This window comes from Synechococcus sp. R6-5, assembly GCF_047461775.1.
In the GTDB taxonomy this organism is placed as follows: Bacteria; Cyanobacteriota; Cyanobacteriia; order Thermostichales; family Thermostichaceae; genus Thermostichus.
In genome coordinates this window covers 21,331-33,245 of sequence record NZ_JANSHV010000015.1, presented here as the reverse complement: position 1 = coordinate 33,245, position 11,915 = coordinate 21,331, and the positions used below count along the sequence as shown (strand labels likewise).

Here is an 11,915-nt window from a genome sequence, read left to right as displayed (position 1 = left end):
TGGGATAAAGCCCGCACCCTGCGCATAGTGCGGGTGTCGGGTAGTTTACTTTCGCAAGACTACATCATCCCCTTAGGTGCAGAGCCAGCCGCCGGCTTGGGCTCAGGCTTTTCCACCACAATCGCTTCGGTTGTGAGGTACATTCCGGCTATGGAAGCCGCGTTTTGCAGCGCTGAGCGCACCACTTTGGCCGGATCGACGATCCCCTGGGCAAACATATCCACATAGGTTCCGCTCAGGGCATCGAAGCCAAAGGGCATCTCCTTCTCCAAAACCTTTTCCACCACCACTGACCCTTCCAGACCGGCATTGTGGGCAATCTGAAAGAGAGGGGCCTGCAAGGCTCGGTAAACAATTTCTGCCCCCACCTGTTCTTCGGCATTCAACTTGGCCTTGAAAGCCGGGATCCCTTTGGAGAGGTGCAATAGCGTCGCCCCGCCGCCAGGGACGATCCCTTCTTCCACCGCAGCTCGGGTGGCATTCAGGGCATCCTCAATGCGCAGCTTGCGGTCTTTGAGTTCGGTTTCAGTAGCGGCCCCCACTTTGATGACTGCTACCCCCCCAGCTAACTTGGCGATGCGTTCTTGCAGTTTCTCGCGGTCGTACTCGGAATCGGTGGTTTCCAGTTGCTTGCGAATTTGAGCCACCCGCTTTTCCACCGCCGCTTTGGTGCTGCCATCGGTCACGATGGTGGTCTTGTCTTTGGTGACGGTGATCTTGCGGGCTACCCCCATCATGTCCAGGGTGACCTTATCCAGCTTGATGCCAACATCCTCAGAGATGAGCTGCCCGCCGGTGAGAATGGCGATATCTTCCAGCATGGCTTTGCGCCGATCCCCAAAAGCCGGAGCCTTGACCGCCACCACATTGAGTACCCCCCGCAGGCGGTTCACCACCAATGTGGCCAGAGCCTCTCCCTCCACATCCTCCGCAATGACCAGAAGAGGCCGACCCTCGCGGGCCACCCGCTCTAGGATGGGCACCAGATCTTGCAGGCTGGAGATCTTGTTGCTGGTAATCAGCAGATAAGCATTCTCATACTCGGCCACCATCCGCTCCGAGTCTGTGACGAAATAGGGGGAAATGTAGCCGCGGTCAAACTGCATCCCCTCCACCACGTCCAACTCGGTTTCCAGCGACTTGGATTCTTCGACCGTGATCACCCCATCTCGCCCTACAGCATCCATGGCCTTGGCGATCATCTCTCCCACTTCGCTGTCGTTGCCGGCAGAGATAGTGGCTACTTCGGCGATGGTCTTACGGCCTTCCACAGCCTTGGCGTGAGCCGCAATTTGCTCCACCAAGTAGGCGGTGGTCTTTTCAATGCCGCGCCGCAGAGCCACAGGGTTGGCACCCGCCGAGATGTTTTTGAGCCCTTCCCGCACCATGCTTTGGGCCAGGATGGTGGCTGTGGTGGTACCATCTCCGGCCACATCGTTGGTCTTAGAGGCCACTTCCCGCATCAACTGGGCGCCTGTGTTCTCCAAGGGATCCGCCAACTCAATTTCTTTGGCAATCGTGACCCCGTCGTTGACGATTTGGGGGGCACCAAACTTCTTCTCCAAGACCACGTTGCGTCCTTTGGGGCCAATCGTAACCTTGATTGCATCCGCCAGTTGGTTGATGCCCTGCTCCAATGCCTTGCGGGCCTCTTCTCTAAACAGAATCCGCTTTGCCATAGAATCCGCGATCCTCGTAAGTCTGACTGGGCTCCTACTTTGGGTACTGCCAGGCGGAGTGGGGTTCCCAGGAATCCTCCGGCTCGGCTAGCAGGGAGTTAGCACTCTAAACTCCCGAGTGCCAATCTAGCTCAAAGACGGGAGCCTGAGCAAGATGGGCAGATCCGGAGTCACGTTTTGGCTGACAGGGGGGAGAGGGCTAGGAGTTGCCGCCGATCAGGATGTCGGGAAACTGGGCCTGGGCTTCGCTGATGGGGCGGTTGCGCCCGCCGTTTTGCCAGTAGTTGATGAGTTCGGTGGCTCGGTTGAGCAGCTCGATGCGATCCACTTCGCTGATCCAAGTTTTGCTTTCCAGCTCAGCCTTAAGCTGCTCCCAAGCGTCATCCCGCGGCCAGAAAAAGTAGTGGGTGAGGGGGCTGCGGTTTTTGGCCACCACCTGATCGACGGCAATAGCCAAATCGTTTTCCAACCAGAGGGCTTTTAGGGCGAACTTCGGCAAGGCTCTCTTCTCCTTTGGGCTACTCAACGGACGATCCGATCCTAACCAGGCAGCCTTTCATTCTGACATATGTCCTGTCCATCGGCGGGCCGAGAGCCGGAAGATGGATACGGGCTCAGCCCTGTCTGGGGGCAAAGGGCCCTAGATCACAGAGGGCTGTTTCCCCTTTCAGTACCAAGTCCCGCAGGATGGCGGCGCTGATCGGGGCCAGCAACACTCCATTGCGATAATGGCCGGTGGCAATGAGCAGATTGGCGTAGCCAGGAGCCCAACCCAGGATGGGGGCGCGCTGTCCCACTGGTCGAGGCCGATGGCCGGCCCAATGCTCCAACAAAGTTGCTTCGGCCAAAGCCGGGCAGAGCCTGATGGCACGGGCCAACAGATCTTGTAGCGCCAGCAGCGTCGGCTCGGGATGGGGGGCCTGAAACTCCACTGTTGACCCCACCCACAGGGATCCATCCCCCAGGGGAACCAGATGCAGATCCGCGTCGGTGACCACGGGCCCCAGGGGGATCCCGGGGGCTTTGACCCGCAGGGCCTGACCTTTGACCGCTTGCAGCGGCACCTGCAGCCCCAGCTCTTTGGCCAGAGGAGAGCTGCCCAGACCTGCCGCCAGGATGACGTGCCCTGCCGAGAGGGTGAGAGCGGGCGTGTAAACCGTTTGCAGGCGAAAGGGGGGATCCGAGCTGCGCTGAATCTTCTGGACAGGCTGGTGGAAGAAAAAGCGGGATCCCTTGCGTTGGGCTGCTTCCAAGAGAGCCTGGGTTAGGAGCTTGGGTTGGACTTGTCGATCCTGGGGAGAGTAGATGGCCGCCGCCAGGTCGCTGCGCAGGCCGGGCTGCAGGGATCCCACTTCGGCAGGGCTGAGCAGATCTAGGCGGTAACCTGCTTGTCGGCGGGCCGCCAGGGTCTCTTGCCAAGCTTCCACTTCCTCCTCCCTGAGGAGTTTGAGAATGCCGCGCCGATTGACGGGCAAACTCCGGCCCAGGTCTTCCTCCAGCCGCGCGATTAGGGGATCGAACAGCTCCAGGCTTTTCAGGCGAAGCTGAACCGTCTCCCCACCCGCTTGCCGACTGGAAATGCCCACCAATACCCCCAGAGCTGCCCCTGTCGAGCCGGCGGCAGGATCCCCGGCATCGATCCCAACCACCGATAGGCCAGCCGCAGACAATTCGTAGGCGATGGCACAGCCCACCACCCCACAGCCAATCACCAACGCATCACAGTTCAACAGCCCGACCCTCAACGGAGACGCTTTTCGTAGTGATACTCCACAGAGTTGCTGCGATCGTGCAATTCACGAATTTCCGGCAGACGTACATAGCCGAGCCGTTCATAGACCCGATGAGCTGTCGTGAAGCGAGTATCTGTCCACAGATGCAGAGAGTCCGCCTGCTGCTGCCGAGCCGCAAATTCGGCCTGTTCAATCAAACGCCGACCCAAACCCCGACCGCGCACTGCAGGCAGGGTGTAGAGTTTTTTCAGCTCCATGCGCCCAGGGATCCCATCGGGCACAAGGCCGACACAGCCGACCACCTGACCTTGATGCTGCGCCACCCAAAGGGCTCCCCCCATCTCCGCAAAGGCCGTGGCAGGCTGAAGCAACTCCGGCACTTCTTCGATATCCAATACACAGCCTGGATACTCCGCAAAGACCACCTGCAAAATGTGGAGCAGAGCTGCACTATCCGAATTTTCAGCAGGACGGATATCGATCTGCATCAAGCAGCGAAGAAAAAGAAATCATCGTTAAGTAAAGCTTTCTCGATTGTACCTGGGCTTGCTCGAGGACTCTGTTTTCTCTGTTTCTCAGGGAGCAGAGGATCCCTGAGGTGAGCAGCTAAGATCGCTAGCATCCCCAACCCCATCTGCCCATGGATACTGAACTGCTGGTTCCCGACGTTGCCGACCTTGTGACGGAGGACGATACCCCGGTGGATAATTTCGCCTCCGAAAAGCAGCAGCGCCTCTTGACAGGGGCTCTCTACAGCGCTTTGCGCGGCAAAACCTTTTTAGCAGCGGCAAATGTAGGCATCTACACCGCCATCGGTCGGCCCCCGATTGTGCCGGATGTTTTTCTCAGCCTGGACGTCACGGTGCCGGAGCAATGGTGGGAGAAGCAAAACCGTTGCTACCTGCTCTGGCAATTTGACAAGCCGCCGGATGTGGTGATCGAGATCGTCTCCAACCGCGAAGGCGACGAGCTGGAAGGCAAGCTGAGCCGTTATGAGCAGATGCGAGTTAGCTACTACGCGGTCTTCGATCCCAATCATGAGCTGGGGCCAGAGGAGTTGCGCATTTTCGAACTGCGGGGCCGCCACTACGCGGAAATGACCGAGACCTGGCTAGAACAGGTGGGGCTGGGCCTGACGGTGTGGGAAGGCGTTTTTGAGGGGAAACAAGCTCGCTGGCTGCGCTGGTGTGATGCCCAAGGGCAGTTGCTGCTGACCGGCGATGAACGGGCTGAGTTGGAGCGGGAACGGGCGGAGCAGGAACGTCAAAGGGCGGAGCGAGAACATCAACGGGCGGAGCGTCTGGCGGCAAGATTGCGGGCTTTGGGTGAGGATCCCGATTTGGAGAGCTGAAGCCCAGGGATCCCCTTCAGCACCCACCCTCCACTACACTCAGAGAGGGAACTGCTGCCGGAGTGGCAGGGATCGTTGGACTCACAGATGGGTTATCGCCGCCGGGATTGGTTGGCCTACTGGCTGCTCAAGTGGCTGGTGGTCAACCCCTTGTTTCGGGGACTGTATTTTGGGCGCACCTATGGGCAGGAAAACGTGCCTCGCCAGGGATCCCTCATCGTCGTCAGCAACCACGCCAGCCATTTGGATCCGCCGCTGGTGGCCAATGCGGTGCGCCGCCCGGTGGCCTTCATGGCCAAGGAAGAGCTGTTTCGGGTGCCGGGGTTGAAGCAAGCGATTCAGCTCTACGGGGCCTATCCGGTCAAAAGAGGCGGCTCCGACCGCGCTGCCTTGCGAGCCACAGAAGCAGCCTTGGCGCGGGGATGGGCGGTGGGGATCTTTTTGAATGGCACTCGTACCCCCGATGGCCGCATTCCTCACCCCCACTTGGGAGCGGCTCTGGTTGCAGCGCGAACGCAAACCCCTCTGTTGCCTGTGGCCCTCTGGGGTACCGAGAAAGTGCTGCCCAAGGGATCCCGGTGGCCGCGTTTGTTCTGCCCCATCACGGTGCGCATTGGCGACGTGATTCCCCCCCCTGCTTCCAGCGATAAGGCCGATTTGCAGCAGGTGACGGCAGAGTGCGTGCAGGCTATCCATGCCCTTTTGGATCAGGGGCGCTGAGGGTATCTTGGGCTACCAGATACTCAACAACAGGGATCCCTCCCAAGATGTGCTTTTGAAGAATCTCCTCCACCACCTCCGGCGTGACCGAGTGGTACCAAAACCCACCGGGATAGACCAGCAGCACAGGGCCGGGAACAGCATAGTCGCATGCCCGCAGGCAGTTGGCTTTGGTGCGGTGTACCCGCAGGGATCCCCCGCTCCCGATTTCCAGGTTCAATTCCTTGATCCGCGATTTCAAATAGTCCCAGGCTTCCAATCCCACGGCTTTCTCACAACATTTGGGCTTGGTTTGATCTGCACAAAGGAACAAATGCCACTGGTAGGGCGGAATGGGAGCCGGCTGAGGCGCTTGGCCTGGGGATCCGGTTGCCGAGGAGGGATCCAGGATAGGGGAAGAAGCGACAGGACGCGACATAACAAGATGTTTGGGCTTGGCTACAGTTGCATTATCCCCTGTTCTCTAGGTTCTTACCGATGCTGGTGGATAACCCCAAGCCAGCGACTGTTTCTTGCTCTGCTCCCCCCTCCAGCACTGCAAGAGCAGGTGACAGCCATCAAACAGCAGTTTGCCGAGCAATTTGCCAGCCAAGCGGCCCTGCGCTCGCCTCCCCACATCACTCTGGTGCCGCCGTTCGAGTGGCCCAGTTCCGATCTGCCGGCCTTGACGGGATCCCTAGAGGCCTTTGCCAAGCAGCAAACTCCCGTCGCCATCCAGTTATCCGGCTTTGGGGCCTTCGCGCCGCGTGTCATTTTTATTCACGTCGTGCCCTCCCCAGAACTGCAGCAGCTACAAGCTCAAGCCCATCACCACATGGGGATCCTTCTCAACCAGAAAGAGACAACCGCTCAGGGCCGTCCGTTCGTGCCCCACATGACCGTTGCCTTTCGAGATCTAACCCCCGCCCACTTTCGCGCCGCCTGGCCAGAGTTCAAGACGCGTTCTTTCCAGAGTGCGTTTGTAGCGTCAGCTTTGACGCTCCTCCTCCACGACGGCAAACGTTGGCAGGTTTTTGCCCAGTTCTCGATGGGGGAATAATGGGGAACAGAAGAGGGTTGCCAACCGAAGCAGCCTACTCCACCCAGTGAGCGGCCATGTATTCCGCCAAGTCCAACACCCGCTGGGAGTAGCCCCACTCGTTGTCGTACCAAGCCATGACCTTGACCAGATCCCCATCCAGCACACTGGTCATCTCCGCATCCACAATGGCCGAGCAGTCGTGGCCGCGGTAGTCGATGGAGACCAAGGGAATATCCGAGTAGGCGATGATCCCTTTCATCGTGGTTTCCGAGGCTTCCTTCAGGGCAGCGTTTACCTCCTCGGCAATCACGCGCCGCTCCGTCTGCACCACCAAGTCCACCAGAGACACATTGGGCGTGGGAACCCGTACCGCCACCCCATTCAGCTTGCCTTTCAGCTCCGGGATCACCAAAGCCACCGCCTTGGCAGCCCCCGTGGTGGTGGGCACCATGCTCAATGCTGCTGCCCGGGCCCGCCGCAGATCGCGGTGACCACCATCTAAGATCCGCTGGTCGCCGGTGTAACTGTGGGTGGTGGTCATGGTGGCACGGAGGACGCCGAACTTGTCCAGCAACACCTTGATGATCGGGGCAAGGCAGTTGGTGGTGCAGCTGGCGTTGCTGACAATGTTGTGCCGCACCGGGTCGTAGGTGTGTTGATTAACACCGTAGACAAACGTGGGAATGTCTCCCCCCTTGGCCGGGGCGGTGATCACCACCTTTTTGGCCCCCGCTTCTATGTGCTTAGAGGCACCCTGGTAGTCGACAAAAACACCTGTAGCTTCAATAACAAGATCCACCTTCCACTCTTTCCAGGGCAGGTTGCTGGGGTTGCGGTCGGAAACGGCATAGATATGCTTGCCGTTCACCACCAAACCGTTTTCTGCAGGCTCAACGTCTGCTCCCTGCAACGGCCCAAGGATGGAATCGTACTTGAGCAGGTGGGCAGCCGTGCGAGCATCTGAGGTGTCGTTGATGGCAACAATGTCCAGGTTGGACTGGGAGCGACCCAGCCAACAGCGCAAAAAGTTGCGACCAATGCGACCAAACCCGTTGATGGCTACCCTAACCACTGCTCCTGACCTCGCTGCTTGAAATCTCTTGGGGGCTGCTGCCTAGCACATGATATCGCAACCCCTGAACATTCTGAAGACAAAATTTGGGATCCAAGGGGTTGTCTTCGTGGACGTTGACCTGCAAACCTATGCGGAGCAGGGATTGAGCCTCTTTCAAGCGGGATAGCGCTGGTGCAGCAGAGCCATAGCCGAGGCTACATTTTCTACCCCTCGCTGCTCCAGAAGATCCGTGAACATACTATCCAGCCAGTAAAGGTGCTCGCTGATGATCTGGCTCCAGGCGCGGTAGAGTTTCACCTGGACTTCCAGGGGCAGCAGGATCAGCCCTTCGGTGGAAAGGCGTAGGGTTTGCACCTCGGTCATGCTCACTGCCGTAAAGGAGCGCCGCCGCCCCGTCAGCAGAGAAAGTTCCCCAAACAAGCGCCCGGCGTGCAGCGTGGCCAGCCAATAATCTCCCGGATGTCGCACGTACTGGCGACGCAGCTCCACCACTCCACTGAGGATCATGTACAGGTCACTGCTGGGATCCCCCTCTTGAAAGATCACCTGGCCAGGAGAGAAGCGGCTGGGCAACAGGGCTGCCGTCAGCGCCTTCCACTCGGCATCTTCCAAAGATTGGAAGAGCAAGTGCTCGCGAACACGCTCAAACGGATAACGGGGGCTGCTCATGATGTCGGTGGGCCAGAGGGGTACCTGAGGCCGGCTCCGTTTCATCCTACCGCTGCCGGCAGGGTATTGGGAGATGGGAGAGAGTTGTCCCCAAAGAGTATCTAAGATGCAATGGAAAAGGTAGGTCGCTCCCAGGGATCCCATGCAGCCTGGCTCAATTGTCCGCTGCCGCAACCGCGAGTGGGTGGTGCTCCCCGCTGATTCAGAAGAAATTGTGGTGCTGCGGCCCCTCACCGGCACCCCAGAAGATGCGGTTTGCATTCACCGACACCTGATGAACCTTGTGGGCGGCACCTTGCCCTTCGAGCGAGTGGAGCCTACCGCCTTTCCTTGGCCCTCTGGGGATCATCCTGCCGATGCCACCAGTACCCTTCTCCTCTGGCAGGCGGCCCGGCTGATTTTACGGGAGGGCGCAACTCCCTTTCGCTCTCTGGGGCGCCTCTCGATTCGGCCACGGGTATACCAGTTTGTGCCCTTGCTCATGGCGCTGCGCCTCGATCCGGTGCGGCTATTGATTGCCGACGACGTAGGGGTGGGCAAGACCATCGAGGCGCTGCTGATAGCCAGGGAGCTTTTGGATCGCGGCGAGATCCGACGCCTTTGTGTCCTGTGCCCTCCCTATTTGTGCGAGCAGTGGGCCAGCGAGCTGGCCGAGAAGTTTAACCTGGAGCCAGTGGTCATCCGCTCGGGAACGGTGGGGCAATTGGAGCGAAAAACCCCTGTTGGGCGCAGCCTCTACGAGCACTTTCCTGTCCAGGTGGCCAGCATTGACTTCGTCAAGACCGAGCGCAACCGCCACCCATTTCTGCAATTTTGTCCTGAGCTGGTCATTGCCGACGAAGTCCATGGGGCAGCGGCGGCCCATGGCAAAAACCAGCAGGAGCGCCACAGTCTGCTCAAAGCGGTGGCCCAAAACCCCAACCGCCACCTGATCCTGCTGACGGCAACTCCCCACAGCGGTGTCGAAGAGGCCTTCCGCTCGCTGCTGGGGCTGCTGCGGCCCGAGTTCGAGACATGGGATCTCCAGGATCTCAACGAAGACCAACGCGTCCAGCTAGCCCGTCATTTTGTCCAGCGCACGCGGCGAGATATTCGGGAAACTTGGCAGGAGCTCACCTGTTTTCCAACCCGGGAAGCTGAAGATGAAACCTACACCCTTTCTGAGGGGCAGCGCAAGCTGTTCGAGGACACCTATGGGTTTTGCTCGGAATTGGTGTGCACAGGGCAGCAACTAGAGAAGCGCCAGCAGCGAGTGCGCTACTGGGGAGCGCTGGCCCTTTTGCGCTGCGTAATGTCCAGCCCGGCGGCAGCAGTAGCGGCATTGCACAATCGCAGCGGAGCAACCCTGGAGGCAGAAGAAGAGGTTGAGGCAGAACTGAGCCGCTGGGTGTTCGAGTCGGCAGAAGAGCGTACCGACGATGAGCTGCCAACGCCAGCTCTTGAAGCCGCAGACCCAACCCTGCCGGATAGCGACCGCCGCCGGTTGCAGGCCCTGGCCCGTCTGGCCAAACAGCTCCAGGGCCCAGAGCACGACACCAAACTGGCGCGGGCCATCGAGCTGGTGAAAAAGTTGCTTCAGGAAGGTTTTCATCCCATCCTCTGGTGCCGCTACGTTGCCACTGCGGAGTATCTGGACAGTTACCTTCGGCAACAGCTGGGATCCCCAGCCCAAGTAGCCTGTGTAACGGGCAGGATGGGAGACGAGGAGCGGGAGGCCAAGATCGCGAACCTGGAAGTTGACCGACCACGGGTGCTGGTGGCCACCGACTGCCTCTCGGAAGGGATCAACCTGCAGGAAAAGTTTACAGCCGTCATCCACTACGACCTGCCCTGGAACCCCAATCGGCTGGAGCAGCGGGAGGGCCGGGTGGATCGCTACGGCCAAAAGGCCAGCCGGGTCAAGGTCATCCGCTTTTTTGGCCGCGACAACCCCGTAGATGGCGTGGTACTGGAGGTGTTGCTCAACAAAGCGCGGGAGATCCACCGCACCCTGGGCACCCACGTGCCTGTGCCGGAGGCTAGCGAAAGCGTTACCCAGGCTGTGCTCGAAGCCCTCTTCCTGCGCAAGGGACACTGGTCCGCCGAGCGCCAGCTAACCCTCGATCTTGGCGTGCCGGAAGTGGATGAGTTTCACCGGCGCTGGGATCGCTCTGTCGAACAGGAGCGGCGCAACCGCACCCGTTTTGCCCAGCGGGCCCTCAAGCCTGAGGCAGTGCAGCGGGAGCTGGAGGCCACCGATGCCGTGCTAGGGGATCCCGAAGCTGTGCGCGAATTCTTCCTGGCTGCCGCCCAGCGCCTCAACCTAGCCATAACCCCAGGGAAGCGGTCGGGGGTCTACCAGGTTAGCGTCGGCTCCGAAGCCACTGCCACCTTGCCGGAAGCCATTCGCCTGGCCCTGCCCTCTCCCAAAGGCGGGCGTTGGCTAATCAGCTTCGACTCGCCCACGCCCGAAGGTGCCGAATACATTGGCCGCAACCACCGCGTCGTGGTTGCCCTGGCCCAGTTTTTGCTGGAGGAAGCCCTCGACAACCCAGAGAAAGGGGATGCTGTCGTCTCCCGCTGCGGCGCTCTACGCACCCGAGCGGTAGTTGATCTTACAACTCTACTGCTGCTGCGGGTGCGCTACCTGGTGGAGCAACCCCAGGGGCAGCCTCTCTTGGCGGAAGAGGTGCTGGTGCTAGGCGGTGTTGGCCTGGAGAGCGGCGAGGCCCGCTGGCTGGAGACGGGCGCAGCTCTCCAACTGCTGGCCACGGCCAAGCCGGATGAGAACCTACCGCTAGCGGAAAAGCGGGAGCTGGTTCAGCATCTCCTGGCCTGTCTCGGCCCGTGGCAGGAGACAGAGGAAAACTGGGGAAGGGATCACCGGCTGCAGCAGGCGGCGCGGGAGCGGATTTTGCAGCGTGCTGCTGAGCTGGAGGCTGCCCATAGGCGCATCCGCCAAGCCGTGTCCCTACAGGGGCGGGGGCTGAAGGTGAAGCCGCAGCTTCCCCCCGATCTTTTAGGACTCCTTGTTCTCCAACCGGTGGTTTGCCGATGAGCGAGTTTTCTGGGGTACGCATCGAAGGAGGCCTGTTGGGGCCCGATATTCTCGAAAAGCTGCTGGCAGGGGATCTGCCAGGACAGAAGCCAGAAGACTTCGGCTTTAACAGCAAGCGCGGCCCAGTCGAAGAGATTGCCGCGGTCTTTGCCGATTGTCGAAAGTACTGGGAGGCCTTCCAGAGCCGCCTGCAGCGCCTGCCCGAAAGCGATCTCGCCACCAGCATCACCCGCGATGCCTGGGCGATCCCCTTCTTCAGTTTGCTGGGGATCGAGGTGCGCTATCAACCGCGCGCCTGCGAGGTGGACGGAATGAACTTCCCCATCTCGCATCGCATGGGCGAGGCGGAAGACGCGCCACCGGTGCACATCGTCGGCGCGCGCCAGGAGCTGGGCCGCGTGCCGGCTTCTGGCCGGCCTCGCCTGGCACCCCACTCGCTGCTGCAGGAGTATCTCAACCGCAGCGAGCACCTCTGGGGCATTGTTACCAACGGATTGACCCTGCGCCTCCTGCGGGACTCCACCTAGACTCCACCTATGTGCGTCGGCAGGCCTATGTGGAGTTTGACCTGAAGCAGATCTGAAGCAGATCCTAGAGGAGCAGCGGTTTAACGACTTTGCCATCCTCTTT

At 60.1% G+C, this 11,915-nt stretch carries 12 protein-coding genes; 5 read left to right on the top strand and 7 right to left on the bottom strand.

Annotated features, from left to right (window positions below):
* Nucleotides 1–59: 59 nt before the first annotated feature.
* The 4 genes from groL to NW818_RS00880 form a co-directional block, all read right to left on the bottom strand.
* Nucleotides 60–1,679 (bottom strand): chaperonin GroEL, encoded by a 1,620-nt coding sequence (gene groL / locus NW818_RS00895; protein ID WP_414423578.1) that lies wholly within the window; start codon nt 1,677–1,679, stop codon nt 60–62.
* 199 nt (nt 1,680–1,878) lie between these two features.
* Entirely contained in the window at nt 1,879–2,205 is a 327-nt protein-coding gene (locus NW818_RS00890) for a 30S ribosomal protein PSRP-3 (RefSeq protein WP_414330048.1), read from the bottom strand.
* Between the two features lie 88 nt (nt 2,206–2,293).
* A complete protein-coding gene (locus NW818_RS00885) occupies nt 2,294–3,409 on the bottom strand; it encodes an NAD(P)/FAD-dependent oxidoreductase (protein WP_414418516.1) in 1,116 nt (371 codons plus the stop codon).
* Between the two features lie 11 nt (nt 3,410–3,420).
* The gene (locus NW818_RS00880; protein ID WP_414423577.1) at nt 3,421–3,900 is read right to left on the bottom strand and encodes a GNAT family N-acetyltransferase; all 480 of its coding nucleotides are present in this window, start codon (nt 3,898–3,900) and stop codon (nt 3,421–3,423) included.
* Nucleotides 3,901–4,052: 152 nt separating this feature from the next.
* Between NW818_RS00880 and NW818_RS00875 the strand changes: the two genes are divergently transcribed.
* The gene (locus NW818_RS00875) at nt 4,053–4,763 is read left to right on the top strand and encodes a Uma2 family endonuclease (RefSeq protein WP_414330056.1); all 711 of its coding nucleotides are present in this window, start codon (nt 4,053–4,055) and stop codon (nt 4,761–4,763) included.
* Between the two features lie 87 nt (nt 4,764–4,850).
* Entirely contained in the window at nt 4,851–5,483 is a 633-nt protein-coding gene (locus tag NW818_RS00870) for a lysophospholipid acyltransferase family protein (protein ID WP_414408400.1), read from the top strand.
* Here NW818_RS00870 and NW818_RS00865 read toward each other — a convergent pair.
* Nucleotides 5,452–5,901, bottom strand: a complete 450-nt coding sequence (locus NW818_RS00865) for a (2Fe-2S) ferredoxin domain-containing protein (RefSeq protein ID WP_414331431.1) — start codon at nt 5,899–5,901, stop codon at nt 5,452–5,454. The two genes, NW818_RS00870 and NW818_RS00865, sit on opposite strands and share 32 nt — an antisense overlap.
* Before the next feature lie 129 nt (nt 5,902–6,030).
* Here NW818_RS00865 and NW818_RS00860 point away from each other — a divergent pair, with 129 nt between their 5' ends.
* On the top strand, nt 6,031–6,522 hold the full coding sequence (locus tag NW818_RS00860) for a 2'-5' RNA ligase family protein (RefSeq protein ID WP_414423576.1): 492 nt from the start codon (nt 6,031–6,033) through the stop codon (nt 6,520–6,522).
* Between the two features lie 34 nt (nt 6,523–6,556).
* On the opposite strand, the gene gap is transcribed toward NW818_RS00860, so the two are convergent.
* Entirely contained in the window at nt 6,557–7,576 is a 1,020-nt protein-coding gene (gene gap / locus NW818_RS00855; RefSeq protein WP_011433307.1) for a type I glyceraldehyde-3-phosphate dehydrogenase, read from the bottom strand.
* 156 nt (nt 7,577–7,732) lie between these two features.
* Nucleotides 7,733–8,293, bottom strand: coding sequence for a Crp/Fnr family transcriptional regulator (locus NW818_RS00850; RefSeq protein ID WP_187147224.1), 561 nt, complete (start codon nt 8,291–8,293; stop codon nt 7,733–7,735).
* A gap of 97 nt (nt 8,294–8,390) precedes the next feature.
* Here NW818_RS00850 and NW818_RS00845 point away from each other — a divergent pair, with 97 nt between their 5' ends.
* Both NW818_RS00845 and NW818_RS00840 read left to right on the top strand, forming a co-directional pair.
* Nucleotides 8,391–11,285 carry a helicase-related protein gene (locus NW818_RS00845; RefSeq protein WP_414383480.1) on the top strand — a complete coding sequence of 965 codons (2,895 nt, stop codon included), beginning with the start codon at nt 8,391–8,393 and terminating at the stop codon, nt 11,283–11,285.
* Nucleotides 11,282–11,812 carry a hypothetical protein gene (locus NW818_RS00840; RefSeq protein WP_414423575.1) on the top strand — a complete coding sequence of 177 codons (531 nt, stop codon included), beginning with the start codon at nt 11,282–11,284 and terminating at the stop codon, nt 11,810–11,812. Before NW818_RS00845 ends, NW818_RS00840 begins: the two co-directional genes overlap by 4 nt.
* Nucleotides 11,813–11,915 lie beyond the last annotated feature (103 nt).